Annotated in this window: 21 protein-coding genes; 15 read left to right on the forward strand and 6 right to left on the reverse strand. The window is 38.0% G+C overall.

All coding sequences use genetic code 11. The features are described 5' to 3' along the window. The first annotated feature begins 10 nt into the window (after positions 1-10). The 7 genes from IGK77_RS01725 (at position 11) to IGK77_RS01755 (ending at position 4,112) form a co-directional block, all read left to right on the forward strand. Positions 11-712, forward strand: a complete 702-nt coding sequence (locus tag IGK77_RS01725) for a DivIVA domain-containing protein (protein ID WP_071866200.1) — start codon at positions 11-13, stop codon at positions 710-712. A gap of 79 nt (positions 713-791) precedes the next feature. Next, positions 792-1,196 (forward strand): hypothetical protein, encoded by a 405-nt coding sequence (locus IGK77_RS01730; RefSeq protein ID WP_147287471.1) that lies wholly within the window; start codon positions 792-794, stop codon positions 1,194-1,196. Between the two features lie 31 nt (positions 1,197-1,227). Continuing rightward, entirely contained in the window at positions 1,228-1,380 is a 153-nt protein-coding gene (locus tag IGK77_RS01735; RefSeq protein WP_157811363.1) for a hypothetical protein, read from the forward strand. Between the two features lie 254 nt (positions 1,381-1,634). Next, a complete protein-coding gene (locus IGK77_RS01740; RefSeq protein ID WP_010736487.1) occupies positions 1,635-1,955 on the forward strand; it encodes a PTS sugar transporter subunit IIB in 321 nt (106 codons plus the stop codon). Between the two features lie 23 nt (positions 1,956-1,978). Further along, positions 1,979-2,296 carry a PTS lactose/cellobiose transporter subunit IIA gene (locus IGK77_RS01745; RefSeq protein WP_010736486.1) on the forward strand — a complete coding sequence of 106 codons (318 nt, stop codon included), beginning with the start codon at positions 1,979-1,981 and terminating at the stop codon, positions 2,294-2,296. A 35-nt stretch (positions 2,297-2,331) separates the two neighbouring features. Continuing rightward, positions 2,332-3,585 (forward strand): PTS sugar transporter subunit IIC, encoded by a 1,254-nt coding sequence (locus IGK77_RS01750; protein ID WP_019723248.1) that lies wholly within the window; start codon positions 2,332-2,334, stop codon positions 3,583-3,585. Positions 3,586-3,710: 125 nt separating this feature from the next. Beyond that, positions 3,711-4,112 carry an MmcQ/YjbR family DNA-binding protein gene (locus IGK77_RS01755; protein WP_074799646.1) on the forward strand — a complete coding sequence of 134 codons (402 nt, stop codon included), beginning with the start codon at positions 3,711-3,713 and terminating at the stop codon, positions 4,110-4,112. Positions 4,113-4,239: 127 nt separating this feature from the next. On the opposite strand, the gene IGK77_RS01760 is transcribed toward IGK77_RS01755, so the two are convergent. Continuing rightward, positions 4,240-4,968, reverse strand: a complete 729-nt coding sequence (locus IGK77_RS01760) for a class I SAM-dependent methyltransferase (RefSeq protein WP_074799647.1) — start codon at positions 4,966-4,968, stop codon at positions 4,240-4,242. A gap of 202 nt (positions 4,969-5,170) precedes the next feature. Here IGK77_RS01760 and IGK77_RS01765 point away from each other — a divergent pair, with 202 nt between their 5' ends. Next, positions 5,171-5,629 (forward strand): GNAT family N-acetyltransferase, encoded by a 459-nt coding sequence (locus IGK77_RS01765; protein WP_074799669.1) that lies wholly within the window; start codon positions 5,171-5,173, stop codon positions 5,627-5,629. Positions 5,630-5,652: 23 nt separating this feature from the next. On the opposite strand, the gene IGK77_RS01770 is transcribed toward IGK77_RS01765, so the two are convergent. Further along, positions 5,653-5,979, reverse strand: a complete 327-nt coding sequence (locus tag IGK77_RS01770; protein WP_074799648.1) for a YrhK family protein — start codon at positions 5,977-5,979, stop codon at positions 5,653-5,655. Positions 5,980-6,006: 27 nt separating this feature from the next. After that, on the reverse strand, positions 6,007-7,140 hold the full coding sequence (locus tag IGK77_RS01775; protein WP_019723244.1) for an alcohol dehydrogenase catalytic domain-containing protein: 1,134 nt from the start codon (positions 7,138-7,140) through the stop codon (positions 6,007-6,009). A 247-nt stretch (positions 7,141-7,387) separates the two neighbouring features. On the opposite strand from IGK77_RS01775, the gene IGK77_RS01780 reads away from it, so the two are divergent. Then, positions 7,388-8,230 carry a hypothetical protein gene (locus IGK77_RS01780; RefSeq protein ID WP_143073233.1) on the forward strand — a complete coding sequence of 281 codons (843 nt, stop codon included), beginning with the start codon at positions 7,388-7,390 and terminating at the stop codon, positions 8,228-8,230. A 94-nt stretch (positions 8,231-8,324) separates the two neighbouring features. Here IGK77_RS01780 and IGK77_RS01785 read toward each other — a convergent pair whose 3' ends face one another. Both IGK77_RS01785 and IGK77_RS01790 read right to left on the reverse strand, forming a co-directional pair. Then, complete coding sequence (locus tag IGK77_RS01785; RefSeq protein ID WP_074799650.1) at positions 8,325-10,019, reverse strand: oleate hydratase; 1,695 nt, start codon at positions 10,017-10,019, stop codon at positions 8,325-8,327. A gap of 48 nt (positions 10,020-10,067) precedes the next feature. Further along, positions 10,068-10,196, reverse strand: a complete 129-nt coding sequence (locus IGK77_RS01790) for a methanol dehydrogenase (protein ID WP_074799651.1) — start codon at positions 10,194-10,196, stop codon at positions 10,068-10,070. A 231-nt stretch (positions 10,197-10,427) separates the two neighbouring features. Between IGK77_RS01790 and IGK77_RS01795 the strand changes: the two genes are divergently transcribed. From IGK77_RS01795 to IGK77_RS01810, 4 genes are all read left to right on the forward strand, one after another. Continuing rightward, positions 10,428-10,640: an AbrB/MazE/SpoVT family DNA-binding domain-containing protein gene (locus IGK77_RS01795; RefSeq protein WP_420911716.1), complete on the forward strand. Its 213-nt coding sequence runs from the start codon at positions 10,428-10,430 to the stop codon at positions 10,638-10,640. Positions 10,641-10,680: 40 nt separating this feature from the next. Then, positions 10,681-10,809, forward strand: a complete 129-nt coding sequence (locus IGK77_RS01800) for a hypothetical protein (RefSeq protein WP_256209262.1) — start codon at positions 10,681-10,683, stop codon at positions 10,807-10,809. 214 nt (positions 10,810-11,023) lie between these two features. Next, a complete protein-coding gene (locus IGK77_RS01805; protein ID WP_074799652.1) occupies positions 11,024-11,386 on the forward strand; it encodes a DUF1622 domain-containing protein in 363 nt (120 codons plus the stop codon). Next, positions 11,386-11,742: a DUF1622 domain-containing protein gene (locus tag IGK77_RS01810; protein WP_066026548.1), complete on the forward strand. Its 357-nt coding sequence runs from the start codon at positions 11,386-11,388 to the stop codon at positions 11,740-11,742. The genes IGK77_RS01805 and IGK77_RS01810 overlap by 1 nt, the downstream gene beginning before the upstream one ends. Positions 11,743-11,978: 236 nt before the next feature. Here the strand turns inward: IGK77_RS01810 and IGK77_RS01815 are convergent, their stop codons facing one another. Then, complete coding sequence (locus IGK77_RS01815) at positions 11,979-13,409, reverse strand: DNA-binding protein (protein ID WP_074799654.1); 1,431 nt, start codon at positions 13,407-13,409, stop codon at positions 11,979-11,981. 497 nt (positions 13,410-13,906) lie between these two features. Here IGK77_RS01815 and tdc point away from each other — a divergent pair, with 497 nt between their 5' ends. Both tdc and IGK77_RS01825 read left to right on the forward strand, forming a co-directional pair. Further along, positions 13,907-15,742 (forward strand): tyrosine decarboxylase, encoded by a 1,836-nt coding sequence (tdc, locus tag IGK77_RS01820; RefSeq protein WP_074799655.1) that lies wholly within the window; start codon positions 13,907-13,909, stop codon positions 15,740-15,742. Positions 15,743-15,769: 27 nt separating this feature from the next. Next, positions 15,770-17,224: an amino acid permease gene (locus IGK77_RS01825; protein WP_438712867.1), complete on the forward strand. Its 1,455-nt coding sequence runs from the start codon at positions 15,770-15,772 to the stop codon at positions 17,222-17,224. The last annotated feature ends 89 nt before the right edge of the window (positions 17,225-17,313 follow it).

Raw genomic sequence — 17,313 nt, forward strand, 5'->3', positions numbered from 1 at the left:
GGAGTAACCTATGAACTTTAATGCAGAGCAATTAAGGAAAATCACTTTCCCCACGGTTTCTCTAGCGGGGTACAAAAAACAAGATGTGGATGATTTTTTGACACACGCAGCAAATGATTATGACGTGATGAAAGAGACAACCACAGAATTAGAGAAAAAATTGACACTTGCAGAAAATCAAAAAGAGAATTTAGTAAAAGTATTTGAAAAAGAAAAAAGTGATTATTTAGCTGAAATCAATGAATTAAATGCTAAGTTGGATGAAGCAAGTAAAGAGGGCAGAGATGTACATGCGAAAAAAAGAAGCTTTGAAAATGCCTTGATTATTGCGCAAGATGCCGCCTTGAAGATTGAAGAAAATGCTGAATTAGAAGCCAGACGTATCGTAGAGGAAGCAAGGATTGAACAAGAAAATATTCTCAAAGAAGCAAAGGTCGAAGGGAATAATATCAAAGCCGAAGCCTATCATTTATTAGCTGAAGCAAATGGAAAAGTCAGTGAAGCGAACACTTATTATGAAGAACAGATGACGAAGCTAGAAAGTGAAAAAGAAAAAAGGACGAAAGAAATCATCCAGTTAGAAAGTGAAGCAAACAATGTCCGCTTGCAAATCATTTCAGAATATCAACGTGCCATCAATAATTTGTCTGAGGGGAAATGGCAAAACTGGATAAATGCAGTCAAACAAACGGTTAGTGATGGGAGTGAATAGTTCGGACAACCTTTCGACTTCCCCTACTTTCACCACGAACTTAGTCGGAGGATATAATAAAGCGGAAGTTGATTCTTTTTTGGAAAAGCTCAAGGCTGAACAGGAAGCAAAGAATCATAGGATTCAAGAGCTAATACGTGAGAACGCAAAGAAAACAACTGAATTAATCAATTTGATCCAAGCAAATGCCACTGTTTCTTCTATATTAAAAGAAAAAATGTCTAAGATAAAGGTGTTAGAAGGGTCTTCCCCAACCAAACAGACTGAAAAGTTAACGGATGCGATTCAAATCACCCAAGCAAAAGAAGCGCTATCTATTGAAAAAGAAAGAATCCATTGTTTGAAGAACGAGTTAAAACAGAGGTTATATGAATTTGAAGATTTTCGAACAAGGAATATCGAAGTATGGTGCAGTTCGATGACTCAGCTAAATGAAAACATCAGCGAAAGTTTAAGGAATAAGAAGAGGGAAACGTTGGATTAGTTCAGCAAGAAAAAGTTTGGAGGTTGAAGAGGTGACAGGAATCAATAAAAGCGCATGGGTTTACAAACGACAAAAATTAGAAGTGTTGGCTAAGAAACGTGTTACTTCTATCGAAGTGTTACAAGAATTGAAATTTATGAAAAGAATCGATGCAATTGAATCAAAAAATAAGTCAACGAAGTAACTACTTGTTGATTTATTCTATCAAACAATCACTGAAAACCACCAAGTAAGGAGTAGCTATACTTACTTGGTGGTTTTTAATACTCCATCCTCTCTTTTTGCACACTAAAAATAGTGTGCAATGTAAAAAATAGAGTGTGCTTGATAAAAATTAACATGAAAACCCTTTTATACCAACTTGATAAAGCGATTTCAAAGTTGGCACGATACTTGCATTATATAAAAGTGTAAGAAGAAGAAAAGGAAGTGTTCACAATGGAAAAAAGAACAATCATGCTTGTCTGCTCTGCAGGAATGAGTACAAGTTTATTAGTGACAAAAATGCAAAAAGCAGCAGAAGAAAAAGGCGTAGAAGCGGATATCTTTGCAGTTTCAGCATCAGAAGCTGATAGCCAACTAGAATCAAAAAATGTAGACGTTTTATTATTAGGGCCACAAGTACGTTTCATGCAAAGTCAATTTGCTGAAAAACTAGCACCAAAAGGGATTCCGTTAGATGTTATCAACATGCAAGACTATGGCATGATGAACGGGGCAAAAGTATTGGAACAAGCAGAATCATTGATTAATAAATAAAAACAAGAAAAAGAGGGAAGAAAATGGAAGATCAAAAAAATTTAGAAGCGATCATGGGCTTGATCATGTTCGGCGGCAACGCAAAAAGCGATGCAATGGAAGCGATCGCGGCTGCGAAAAAAGGTGACTTTGAATTAGCAGATGCAAAAATCAAAGATGCAGAAGAATCATTGGTTCAAGCACATCATTCGCAAACAGGGTTATTAACACAAGAAGCACAAGGGGAACACATGGAAGTTACTTTGTTGACCGTTCATAGTCAAGATCATTTGATGACATCGATCGCGTTTACAGATTTAGCAAAAGAAATTATTGATCTATACCGTCGTATAGATGCTTAAATAAAAGTTTTTTAAAGGAGAAAAGAGGAAAAGATATGGATAGCTTTGTAGCATTTATGGAGAAACACTTTATACCAGTCGCATCAAAAATCGGTGCGCAACGCCATTTAGTGGCCATTCGTGACGCTTTTATGGTCAGTATGCCATTAATGATCTTAGGCGCTTTAGCTGTAATGATCAATAACTTGCCGATCCCTGGATTCCAAGAATTGATGAATTCGATTTTTGGTGGTGAAGCATGGAAAGGATTCGGTGCGGCTGCTTGGAACGGAACGTTTGCGATTCTTTCTGTTTTGATTGCGTTCTTATTAGCTTATCATTTAGCAAACGGTTACCGTAAAGATGGCGTATCTGCCGGAGTGATTTCATTAGGTTCATTCTTCGCACTAGGCGGCGCTTTAGGTATGAGTTCAAACGGATTATTTATTGCAATTATTGTCGGAATTATTTCAACAGAGATTTTTGTTCGTTTAAGTGGAAATGAAAAATTGATCATCAAAATGCCAGACGGAGTGCCACCAGCAGTAGCAAAAGCATTTGCGTCATTATTACCAGCGATGATCACGATCTCATTTTTCGCACTAATCGCTGCAATTTTTGCAGCATTCGGTGTTGCTGATATTGTCGGAGCATTCTACACGGTGGTTCAAGAACCATTTATGGGTCTTGCTAACTCTTATCCATCTGCATTATTGCTTGCATTTATTACACCGTTCCTTTGGTTCTTCGGATTACATGGAGCAAACATGGTCGATCCATTGATGCAAACCATCAATGCGCCGGCGATCCAAGCAAACGTCGAAGCGATTGCTAACGGTCAAAGTGCACCATTTATCGTCAACAAACCTTTCTTTGACAGCTTTGTCAATTTAGGTGGTACAGGTGCGACACTAGGCTTACTGATTGCGATCTATTTAGTAGGACGTAGAAACAAACCTTATATGGTCGTAACGAACTTATCAATTGCACCAGGTGTTTTCAACATCAACGAACCAACAATGTTTGGTCTACCAATCGTCTTGAATCCAGTGATGTTTATCCCATTTATTCTAACACCGATGGTTTTAGTAACTGTTGCGTACTTTGCGACATCAACAGGACTTGTACCAGCAGCTACAGTAATGCCACCATGGGTAACACCACCAGTGATCGGCGGATTTTTAGCAACAAACAGTCTTTCAGGCGCAGTGTTATCTGCGGTCAACTTACTGATTTCAATTCTGATCTATCTACCATTCGTTAAAGTAGCAACGATCCAAGAAATGAAAAAAGACGCATTGAACGCGTAAGAAATAAAAAACGGAGAGCAAGTGATTGCTTTCCGTTTTTTTGTGTTACTACTGTTATCATTGCTATTTTTCAGAAAGCAACGTATAGTTTTTGTAAGCATTTTATTTGAATAGGAGGATAGCGTATGAATACAACAGATATTCAAAAAAGGATCGAACGATTCCAAGCATATGGGAACACACTTCCAGGAGCTAAGGTATATTTTCGTGAAGATTGGGAAACGCTTTATTTTGATTTGGATGGTAAACAGTTTGGGATGATGAGTCCAGAAGCAAATGAAAAAGCATTGATCACGTTAAAACATTTTCCAGAAAAAAACGAGGAATTACGAACGATGTACCCTGAGATCATTATACCTGGTTACTATGCCAATAAGAAACATTGGAATTCGATCATGTTAGGCAAAGATGAATTGTCAGACGAGGAAATCGAGAAAATGATTTTGATTTCTTATGAATTGGTACTAGCTAAATTCGCTAAAAAGAAACAAGAAGAAATCAAAAACTCAGTGATAGAAAGTGATTGAAAGGTTGAAAGGGCAGAAATCATTCTCAAGTTGATAAAAAAGGTCTGGAAATAGGGGCAACCTATTTCCAGACGCTTAATAAAATTTGTGCAGATGGACTAAGAATGTTTGGATCGATGATTCGCCTCTACATTTTTGTCACAGAAATAATCAACATCATCGGTCGTCTTAATTCGTCTTTCATACCAGGCATATCTAACATATGTGACGGTGGTATTGGTTCAAGCACATGGTTGATTTGAAAGCCATTAGACAATAATGTCTCAAGATAAGTTGTAATCGTTCGATGATATTTTTTTACAGAAGATCCTAGGAAGTTTGTGTCACGCTCCCCTTCGTCAAAATAATGGTCAACTGGAAAGTGCATGATCTGACTGTCTTCTGTATAAATCCAATCTTGCCGACCATCCGCTGTAAAAACAGGATGTTCAACTGAAAAAAGAAATTGGCCATTCGGTTTTAGAAAGTGATGGATATGCTTGACGAGCTGCTCCCAATTTTCCACATAATGGATAGCTAAAGAACTGAACACGACATCAAACGAGTCTTTTGCAAACTGAATCGTTGAAATATCATCTTTTATATAACTGATCGTGGTGTCATTTGTTCGAGCTCGGGCTTCTTCTAGCATCTTCTCAGACAAGTCGACACCAATGATTTTTTTTGCCCCTTGCGAAGCAGCGTAACGACAGTGCCACCCATAGCCACATCCAAGATCAAGGACTGTTTGTCCATGGAGATTGGGGAAGATAGTTGCAAGCGTTGGCCATTCTCCAGCACCTTGTAAGCCTTTTTTGCTACGAGGCATTTCTTTGTATTGATCAAAAAATTGTTGATCGTCGTAAATGTTTGTCATAATTGTTTCCTCCATGTCATTATTTTATACCACTAAACAACATGGAGCTCGTCTCTTTTGTGTGCAATCATCTCGCTCACTCCTTTGATTTCTATTCTAGCTTAGGTTAGAAAAAGAAGCAAAAATCCAAGCAACAGATAAAAGTACTTCGTGGTCTAATTTGACACTGCGTATAGAATGACTGGAGGTTGCAAAATTGAATATGTATCAATGGATCAAGTTAAATGAACACCCAGAGCTAATGGAAGAAACCGCAAGTTGGTTTTCCTCAAAATGGGGAATTCCTGCTGTAGTGTATAAGGAAAGTATTCGTACTGGCATCATTGCGAAGGAAAGTATTCCACAATGGTACGTCGTTCTAGATAAAAATGAAGCAATCGTTGGTGGAGTTGGCGTGATCGAAAATGACTTCCACGACCGTCCAGATTTAGCACCTAATCTTTGTGCTTTATATGTTGAACCGGAGCATCGGAATCAGGGGTTAGCGAAGTGGATATTGGAACAAACCAGAAAAGAGATGCATCGATTAGGGTTTAAACAACTTTATTTGATTACAGACCACACTTCCTTTTATGAACGATACGATTGGTCATTTTTGACGATGGTCAAGGAAGAAAGTGGAACAACTGCCCGGTTGTATCAAATCGCTACAATAAACTAAAAAGAGAAGCGCGAGAGGTGTGTTCAAATCTCGCGTTTCTCTTGTTTGGCTTGTTCTCTTCGTTGTTTTTTTTCATCATAGATAAAGATATTACGTACGATACGCAAGATGGGGCGAGTGGTCAAGAAGATGGCGCCTGCTAAATATAAGTAATTGCTGTAATAATCAGGGATTTTCGTGATCAAAGCAACACTTCCCAGGACATAAAAGATTCCTGTCAGCAAATCGACCGCTAATGAAATCAACGTGTAACGATTTTGAAAATACAAACGAAAGCGCCGTCCACGGATCTCAATATCTTCTTCTTTGCCAATCTCGACATCATGGGTATTTCGTTTGATTTTTGGCATATAAAATCACCTAACTAGTTTTTATTTCTACGGTTTCAAAACAACTTTGATATTTTTATCTTCTTTTTTATCAAAAATCTCGTATGCTCGAGCCGCTTCTTCTAACGGCATTGAATGAGTAATGATCTGAGTTGGATCAAACATTCCTTCTGCAATCATGTCATAAATTTTTGGCATCAAGTGGACAACCGGTGCTTGCCCATGTTTGACGTCAATATTGCGCATAAAGAATTCTTGAAGTGGATAGGAAGAAGCAGGTGTCATATAAACACCAGTGATTTGCACTGTACCAAATTTTTTCACCGCTTTAGCAGCCATTTGGATAGGTGAGATCGTTCCACTTTGTAAGCTAACTAAATTTTTAGCTTTTTCTTTTGTTGGCTCTAAACCATCCATTCCGACACAATCAATGATGACATCTGCACCGCCACGAGCTAACTCATATAAATCATCTCCGGCTTGGTTCACGTCGTCTAATAGATAGGTTTCGATTTGATTATAGCGGACCGCTTTGTCCAAACGATGTTTGACAGGATCGACCGCAATAACACGTTTTGCTCCTGCCATCACAGCAAATTTTTGTGCAAATAAACCAACAGGACCTGAACCTAAGACGACGACTGTATCATCTTTTTTAACCCCTGCATTTGCAACGCTCCAATAAGCGGTTGGTAAAATATCAGATAAAAATAAAACTTTTTCATCAGGTAAATCATTATCTGGAACGATAAATGACGTAGAATCGGCGAAAGGTACCCGAAGATACTCTGCTTGACCACCCCAGTGATTTCCGTTCAATTTACCAAAACCGAATAATCCGCCGTATAATTCTTCCTGATTGGAATTATCACACTGACTTTCCATATGGTTTGCACAAAAATGGCAATGGCCACAACTAATATTAAAAGGAATAACTACACGTTGCCCTTTTTTCAACTTCTTCACTTCGGAACCAACTTCTTCGACAATCCCCATAGGTTCATGTCCAACAACATAGCCTTTTTCCATAACGGATTCCCCATGGTGATAAAGATGGAGATCAGATCCACAAATCGCTGTTGCAGTGATACGGATGATTGCATCGGTTGGTGCTAAAATTTTTGGATCATCAACATTTCTAATTTCCATTTTTTGCTTTCCTTGCCAAGTGACTGCTTTCATCGTAGTGCTCCTCTCCTGTTTTCGTTAATAAAACTAACGATAGTTATTTATAAACTCATTCTAAGGGAATGTTACTTTTTTTCACAATGAAACGCGCTTTTAGTTTTAGTTTAAAACAGTAAAATAACTTTTGACGAAAAAAGGAAGTTGTAGTTTTATTGACTGAAAGTTATAATTAGAGTAGTTGGTTTTCAAAAAATAAAACGTAAAAGAACAATTTTTTGTGCTGACATAGGAAAGGAGAGAAATGAGAAATAGTCGATTAATCAAAATAATTATAGGAGTCGTGTGTACAGTCTTGCTCTTTTTTTTATCGATTGGCGGACTTTTTTATACGACTTTAGCAAATGAAGGATTTATGAATGAGCAAATCAAACAAGCAAACTACATACAAAAAGTAACGAAAGAGATCAATGGTCGTGTCCAGAGCTACCACCAAGAAGCAAGAGTCACTCCAGAATTACTTGCCGACAGTGTATCTGAGGAATTAGTCAAAAAGAATATCGAGCATTTTGTCAAAGAAACTTATCGCGACAAGCAACCAAGCTTGATCCAAGCCACAGAGTTGGAAGAACATATCAAAGAGACGATCCATACATATAAAACAGAACATGAGATCAATATTGAAGAAGGGATTGCGGGAGAAGAACTCGCTTTACACATGATCGGCGGGATCTTTGAACGGAGTGTCCAACCAAGTTATCTGCATCTTTTTATTCGAGGAATCAATGACCTGAGCCACCAGGTACTTCACTATGCTTGGGGCATTGTGAGTGTGAGCCTATTGATCTTAGCGGGGTTCATGTATTTCAATCCAGGCTCTATCCGTTTACGTATCAAAAAATTTGCGTGTAGTCTGATGGGCGCTGGACTGATAAGTCTAGCATTGGCCGCAACTTTATACTATGCGCAGATTTTGCAGACGGATGAGCAAATGGAGTCACTTCAAGGCTTGATGCGAACATATCTTTCTAACTTTACTTTGATTGTTTTACTGGTCGGAGGAAGTGAGATTGTTGTGGGCGGCTTCGCATGGCTCCTTGCGAAAAGAGAAAACAAAAAAAGAACTGTCGGGCAAAATCAAAAGTAGCGAAACAACAAAAGTCCTCCATCTATTTCCATAGGTGGAGGACTTTTCTTTTAGGACTGAAGTAGCACAGGAAAGTGAACTCCTTTAGTGAACCTCAATCAAACATTTTTTTCGCTGCACGCATCAACGTAGGGATATCTTTGTCATAACGTGGTGTTTTCACCAAACGTGACATTGGAATACCTGCAAAATGGAATGCCGCAATTTCTCCTGAACGAACAGCACTTTGTTCGGTAAAGATCATTTGATAAGGCTGTTCAACGAACTCACCAGTAAAGGCAAGGTTTGTTGAATGTTTAGGAATGACTTTTGGTCGATCACTTTTCGCACGATTGTTGAATAAGGCAGAAGCATATGGCATGTAAACCGGAATATTATTGATGACACTATCGTAGATTTCGGTTTCTTTTTCGCGAATGTTTACTGGACCAGGATCAACTTTTGAAAGCTGACCAAGCAATTCTTCCAACATTTCTTTTCCGTTCATTTTAATATACTCTTTGTCGACAAATTCACCACGACGTCTTGGATACAAGAAGTAGCCCCAAATTACTGTTTCATTCGGTTTTTGTGAAGTGAAATGCGGTTGGTGATGCACGACGATCGACATATTGACATCTTTTTGACCAAGTGGGGTGATCGGTGTTGTTGAAATAAATGAATTCAACGCATTACCTGGTTCTTGTGTCGTGATACGTGTGATCTCGTTTAGCAACACATGATTTTTCGTTGTCAACGTAAAGCTGACCCATTCACTTGCGTCACGATCTGCGAAAAATTTATCTGGATTACCTAAATTGTAGAATTTTTCACTGGCTTTTTTCCACAAACTAGAAGCAGCACCGTAATCCATATTTTCCTCTGCGGGCGTTTCGTAGTCGCCAAGTGTTGCCGAATCAGTAATCGAACCATTCGTAAATAATACGCCAGTATCTCCATCAACGACGACATGTTCTTCTTCTTGTGTTTTTGTATTGATCATCTTCAAGCCTGTCACCGTGATTTCATCTTGCATCGCTGTTTCTTTGAATTCCCAGTCAATGACACGACGATTCAAAATGATTTTACAACCTTGTTCTTTCAAATAATTAATCAGTGGCAACATAATACTTTCGTATTGATTATAGCGTGTCCGATTGACCCCAACTAAATGCTCGATTTGAGTAAACTCATAAATCATTTGATGCATATAGCGACGTAATTCTTGTGCAGAACTACGTGTTCGAAAAGCAAAAGTCGTTTCCCACATAAACCAGAAGTTTGTTTCAAAGAAATGAGGATCATCTTTGAAATACTCAGCAATCGTCACATTATCTAATTTTTCTTCTTCTGAATCAGGCATGGCAATCAGTTTCGTTAATAATACGCGATCTTTATTGTTGAAGCCTAATTTACCGCCATCAATGATTCCCTTGCCACCTTCCAACAAACGAGCTTTATCAAATGTCGGATGTTTGGCATCGAAATCTCGTGTATCTTCTTCGGCTGTCATGCCCGGTTCTGTGGCAGAAGGGATACGACTGAGTAGATCCATCAAATCGACATACGTACGGTAATTCAGCATACGTCCACCACGTGCAACGTAGCCTTTTTGATTTTCTAATGGGTGATTTTTGTTCCAATATTCATCAGTAACTGTGTCCACGGGAGCGCCATCATTTGATCCATGGTCATCTAAGGAGTAGAAAGTGATTTGATCTCCACGCCATTTGCCTTCTTGGATCAAATAAACAGCTGCTGCCATATTCGCGATTCCTGCACCAATCATAATTGCTTTCTTTTTTTGCATTGTCCAATCCTCCAATATCTCCTAAATCATTGTATTCTGGCTAAATTTCTAGATTGATTCAAATTCGTCATAAAGGTGACTATCATCTTCTAGTAAGCCTGTTTTTTTGCCAAGATAAACAGCACCTATAGCGACTAGTCCTAAGCCAATGCCTACTTTCAACCATTTCTTGTTCATAAAAAAACCTCCTTTTGGTTTGTGAACTATTTCTACTTCAAAGCATAGAGCGTTTAGAAAAATAAGCCAAATGATAGGGTAAGGAAACAACCTGGGTTTTTGACAGTTTGGAGGAAGTGTCTGTTTTTTCGTGTGTTTTGTAATAAATTCTTAACAAAGAGAAGTAAAAAAAAATTTGGGAATGAGTTATAACGCGTTTTAATTCATGTGAATCAGAAAGGTGTGGAAAAGATGAAGAGTTTAAAGGTGAGAAAAATTGGGAACATTGTCGGCAACATTTTACCTAAGGAACTTAGGTTACATGAGGGGGATATTTTGAGCTATACGAAAGAAGGTACAACATTGATAATTGATACAAAGGAAGTGATGAGAGAACAAGACCGTAAAGAAATAGAAAAAGCATTTGATGATTTCTCAAAAAGATTTAGTAGTTTCCGAATCTGAAATGAAAGATACATTTAGTAAGTATGGTTGAGGTGAGTAGATGGTAGATACGATCGTGTATTCGGAGAGTTTTCGCCAGGGGTTAGAGCAGTTGATCAATGGATGGGGAAATGAATTATTTTTATCTAAAGAAAATATTCGACATTTTACAAGGATGATCAATCAATAGAACTTACAAAAAATTTTCCCGAAATGCACGAAGAAATATCTGCGTTGTATCATTTTCATGAACGTACATATCATATACGAATCGAAAAAAATATGCATATGTTACCGAATAGATAAAAAGAAACATCTTATTTTGATCGGTAATATTTGCTCAAACTGGACGAAACTCCGTACTCTTAGTAGGATAGGAGTAGAAGAAAAAGTGGGGTGTAAAGATGTTTAGTGAAACGTTGGTCCATTTGTTGGAATGGGTGACTGCGATTTTGAATATTTTCTCGATTTTAGTCTTATTGGTTGGAATTTTTTTAGTTTTAAAACATTTGATGTTGGAACGCCCATTGATCAAAGATTATGCGATGCGTAATCGGCGGAATGCGGATATTCGAAAACTACTAGCTAGTTATATTTTGTTGAGTTTAGAAGTACTGATCGTGGCAGATCTCATTGAATCTGTCATCAAACCAACTTGGACAGATATTTTAAAATTAGCATTGATCATTATCATTCGCACGATCATCTCTTATTTCTTAAATTTAGAAATCGCGAGTCATGTATCGCATGAAAGAAGGGAAGTTTGATGGAGATCAGTTGGATGACACTTCTTTATCCATATCTTGAATGGTTGGTCTTGATTTTAGATATTTTTGCCATTGCGGTCTTATTATGGGGTGGTTTTCTTTCGATCAAAGATTTTTTGAAAGATTCTTTGAACCCGTCATTCAAACAAAATGAACGGATTCATCAAAATAATGGCATCAAAAAAATGCTAGGTGGGTATATCTTGTTGAGTTTAGAGATATTGATTTCTGCTGGGATCATCGAGTCAATCATCAAACCGACATTACAAGATATTTTTCAATTAGCCGCATTAGTCGTGATTCGTACGATCATCTCTTACTTCTTGAATAAAGAAATCGGTCCAGCGGATGTCTAAGTTTGCATGATCCTCATAGACAGAATGTGCAAATGATATTAGTGATCACGTCTCTTAAAATTGAATAAATAGTTTTTTAGAAAGTAACGATTATAAAAAAAGCTAGAAAAACCAAAATTTTGTAGGATGAATTTTTGGTTTTCTAGCTTTTTTTATGGAACTGTCTAGTTTTTCACACGCTTTATACGACAGCATAAATGTGTGCAAGAGGTTAACATTACGAGAGTATGCCTCTCTCATGAACTATTTTTTACAAGCCGTATAATGGCTTGTTCCACTGTTTCGACTGAGATCGGAATAATATGTTCCATGGACAAGGCAACAGGTGTATAAAGCGTTCGTTCACACAACAGCCGATGGGAGGAAGCAGTTGCAAACGCGATACCTTCTTCATTTAATTGTTTATAGATCACTGGTTCGACGGAAATGTCACATGTCGTAACGGCCTCTAAAGCTTCGCGATAAATCAGGTATTTGATATCTGAGTTGGTCACGATCCGCACAGATACTTTTTGTTTATCTAAGCGTAACATACCAGTCAATTCAATAACGAATGAGCGTAGACAATTTGGATTGATCTTTAATTGGTAAGGAAGTGCATGGCTCCAATCGGTAACGATCTGTTTTACTTCTTCAAATAATTGCTGTTGATCATCGGTCAACAAATGAAATTTTTCAGGTAAGAATAATTGATAGTTTTTCCAAGCAGAACGCAAAATACGGATCAACGCACGTTCAAAAGCTTTGTTTCCAAGAAAAGGATGGTCAAAATGTTGCTCGAATTGTTGGATCAACTGTTTTGTCTCTGGATTATTTTCTATAAAGACTTGATGTAGTTGAGCAAAATCCTCCTCGATGGCTTCATAGGAATCAAATCCATAATCACATAGATTGAAGAGTATCAGAATAAAATAAAATTCATTTGGCTGAAAAAATTGCTTAAACGAACTTTCTTCCCAAGCAGCAAGAACGAAATGATAAATCGGTCTCTTTTTGATTTCATCGATGAATGATTGATCGATTGATAGCGGGGCATCTTTTTGATAGAACAGACTGATCAGAAAGCCTGTTTGTAGAATCTCTTGGGTATCCCGATCATAGATACGTCCACTTTTTTTAGTGACTGCTTGAATAAATTCTTGCGCTTGGACATCAAAGGAGCGAGGAAGAGAGAAGTCTGGCAATGTGCCTGTCCGATAGCTCACATTTAGCAAAACCAAGCGTCTTTCGATGTCAGTAAAGTGGGGGGAATGATGTTCAATAGCGATATCGCATGCTTGAAAGTAGTCTAACACTTGTTTCTTCAATGCATAAGCTTTGCTGACTGAAATAAATTCGAGTTCAGTCAATTGAATATAATCTGGTTCATCTTCTAAGTAAAGAAGGCAGGTTTTTAAAAATAAAGACGGTCGAGAGAGTCGTTGCATCAATTGGAAGCGAGAAGTTGTTGGTGCGAAGTATAAAGAATAGGTTTCTTTTTCTTTTGATTGATAAATGATTTGGTCGCTCAATTCTCTACTTAAAGCTTTGATATCATTCAACAGAGTCGTTTGACAAACATGTAACAAAGTAGCTGTCGTTGGAAGATGGACTTCTTTATTTACATAAAACTGACCACAAAGAAAGAGTTGGCGTAAGAGATTTTTCTCAAGATAATGTTCAATCATGGGGAATCCTCCCTATTTGTATAGTCATGCACAAGCACTTAGCTATTATGCCATGTTTTTTGTAGATACGCACCTATCACTTAATCTTTCTTAGCAAACAAGATGCTAAATTTACTTATATTTGTTATTGTATCTGTTTTATTTAAAAAAATTGGGAACTGATTGATAAAAAGAACCAAATAGAAAAAATAAATATGACTATTTTTCAACGAATAAGTACATTGGATTTCTTTTTTTTGTTCGTGAATTAAACGTTATAATCAATATAGTAAACCGTTCTTTAGCAGGAAGTTTAGTCACATCGTTCGTTTTTTTCAGCTGAAAATACAGAATAATCAGACTTTATTTTTTTTGTCTTCAAAGTAAGAAATCTAAAGGTATGTTATTAAAAAAAATTTTTAAAATTTGGGCGTATAGTCAAACACGTAAACTGATCAAGAAACAACAGCCGGCTGATTATTTCCTGTGATCAGGTAACAAGAGAGGAGAAATGAATCATGAAAGATATGGATATCAAAGCCGTCTTTATTGGCGACAAAGCAGAAAATGGCCAAGTGTATAAAATGTTATTGAATAAGATGGTGGATGAACATTTAGGTTGGCGTGAAAATTATTTACCAGCTGACCTTCCCGCAATCAGTGAAGCAGACAAATCAACAACATCTTATCTTGCGACTCGACAACATATGATGGAAGTCTTAGATGAAGTCAGTGAACGAATGCGTGCCGGTTCAATTCCTTGGCATTCAGCCGGACGTTATTGGGGACAAATGAATGCAGAAACATTGATGCCAGCTTTGTTGGCTTATCACTTTGCGATGCTTTGGAATCCTAATAACGTGGCATTGGAATCCTCAATGGCCACATCACAAATGGAAGCAGAAATCGGAGAAGACTTTGCGAAGCTGTTTAGTATGCCGAATGGTTGGGGACATCTGACAGCGGATGGTTCAATTGCGAATTTAGAAGGTCTATGGTATGCCCGTTGTATCAAATCGATTCCTTTAGCGGTCAAAGAAACTTATCCTGAAAAAGTGAAAGACCTATCGGACTGGGAATTACTTAATCTATCTGTAGAAGAAATATTAGAAATGATCGAAACATTTACTGATGAAGAATTAGACAATGTCAAAGCTGCATCTTCACGAAGTGGGAAACACATCCAAGAATTGGGCAAATGGCTTGTTCCTCAAACCAAACACTATTCATGGATGAAAGCATTAGATATTTGTGGTGTCGGGTTGGATCAAATGATCGCGATCCCCGTTGATGACTGCTACCGAATGGATGTCCAAGTATTGGAAAAGACGATTCGTGAACTAGCTATCCAACATATCCCCATCCTAGGTGTGGTCGCTGTTGTAGGTACAACAGAAGAAGGACAAGTCGATCGTGTCGATCAAATCGTTGAACTTAGAGAAAAATTGAAAGATGAAGGCATTTATTTCTACCTTCACGTGGATGCAGCTTATGGTGGCTATGCTCGTTGTTTGTTCATGAATGAAGCGTATGAATTTGTACCTTACGCATCATTAGCAGAATTTTATGAAGAACATCATGTTTTCCATCATGAAGTGAAAATCGAACGAAGTGTTTATGAAGGATTCAAGGCAATCAGTGAAGCCGAATCAGTGACTGTTGATCCCCATAAGATGGGCTATGTACCTTATGCAGCAGGAGGAATCACGATCAAACACAAAAGTATGCGGAATATCATCTCTTATTTTGCACCTTATGTGTTTGAAAAATCGGTTAAAGCTCCTGATATGTTAGGTGCCTATATTTTAGAAGGCTCAAAAGCTGGGGCAACGGCTGCAGCAGTTTGGACGGCGCACCAAGTTCTCCCTTTGAATGTCACTGGTTATGGTCAATTGATCGGTGCATCAATCGAAGCTGCTCAACGTTTCCGAGAATTTCTTGGTCAATTAAGCTTTACTGTCAATGGCAAAACAATTGAAGTCTATCCATTGAATCACCCAGATTTCAATATGGTCGATTGGGCATTCAAAGTCCAAGGATGTACGGATTTAAAAGAAATCAACCGTTTGAATGAAAAAATGTTCGATGTGTCCTCTTATATGGAAGGGGATGTGTACGCAGAACGCTTCATCACTTCTCATACGACCTTCACGCAAGCGGATTATGGCGATTCTCCAGTGGCATTTGTTGAAAGCATGGGTGTTCCAAAAGAGGAATGGCAAAAAGAACAACAAGTTACTTTGTTGCGAGCTGCTATCATGACTCCGTATTTAACCGATGACAACATCTTTGATTATTACACCGAAGCCATCAAACACGCAATGGAAGAAAAACTAAGAGAAGTTCTTGCGTAGTTTTAGTGATAGAAAGAAGGATCGATCATGACAGACTCAAAATCTACCAAACAACTGTCAACGTTAACGTTTATTGGGATGACTTGCGCTTTAGTCGCAAGCGTCCGTAATATTCCTGATGTCGCTGCCACTGGTTGGACGATGTTGTTTTATATGTTAGTTGCTGTACTCTTTTATGCGTTTCCGATCTCTCTGATTTCAGGAGAGTTTGCAGGGATGTTTCCTCAAAAGGGAGGGCCAGAACTATGGGTCTCTCAATCCCTCGGTAGAAAATGGGGATTTGTCGTTTCTTGGCTTTTATGGGTTCAAATGTTTCCAGGAATGGTCATGGTTGCCTCAGCACTTGCCCCATTGTTTGGCAACATGGTCAATAACGTCCCATTGGGCTTGAATAGTAAATTCACATTACTCGTGATTTTAGTCGTTTATTGGATCATCACACTATTGAACTTAAAATTCGACATGGCAAAAATTGGCGGGAAAATCGGTGTCTGGTTGGGGTTGTATATCCCGTTGGCATTAATGCTCCTATTGGGTGTCGCAGCATGGATCAAGGTCGGTATCATGCCAAATGGAACATTAGGAAAATTTTCTTGGGATCTTTTAGTTCCCGATCCAAGTACTGCAAAATCATTCGTTTATTTTGCACCGATCATGTTCATTTTTACTGGAATCGAAATGTCTTCTGTTTATATCACTCGATTGGCACATCCAGTTAAAACTTATATACGCGGTATTTTCGCTGCGTTAGTCTTTTTATTTGTGGTAAACACGCTGAATGCGTTAGTCGTTGCCAATGTGGTACCAAAGGGTCAAATGGAGTTGAATAATATTGCCCAATCCATTTCGATCGATTGCCAAATTCTTGGCTTGCCACATATGATTGTGAACCTATTCAGCTTACTTGTATTTGTCGGTGTCGCTGTACAATTGTCTGCTTGGGCTTCTGGTCCAGCCAAAACTGTTACAGAAAGTGCAAGAAAAGGCGCGTATCCTCCTCGTTTCAATTTTTGGAAAACCAATGAATTTGATGTGTCAAAAGCGGTGATCTTGACACAATCTATTATCATTTCTGTGTTTGCCCTATTCTATTTATTGATTCCAGGAGTCAATCAAGCATTTTTGATGTTAGTAAATGCAACGACAGTGATTTATTGTATCGTCTATCTCATCATGGGTGTCGCATTCTTACGTTTTAGAAAAACAAATCCGGCTATCCCTCGTCCATTTCGAATCGGTAAAAAAGAGGGAAATGGGAATCTCGGTGCTTGGCTTGTTGTGTTAGTCTTATTTGCAGCAATCGTTTTTTCTGTCGGACTTACATTAAAAGCTGGTACGTGGATCAACTTTGTGGCTGTCGTATTGATCAGCGGCATTCTTTTTGTTGCCCCATTATGTATCGAAAAAATTAGAAAACCTTCTTGGGAACAAGAAATAAAAAACAAATTGAGTGAACAAAAATCAACGAAGCAATCGGAGTAAAGGGGAAAAATTTCGTTTGAAAAGCAAACCTAGAAACCTGGCTCATCTTAAATCACACTAATTATTTCATGTTTGCCTGAAATAATCGA

Source organism: Enterococcus sp. DIV0806c, assembly GCF_051710905.1.
In the GTDB taxonomy this organism is placed as follows: Bacteria; Bacillota; Bacilli; order Lactobacillales; family Enterococcaceae; genus Enterococcus_B; species Enterococcus_B mundtii.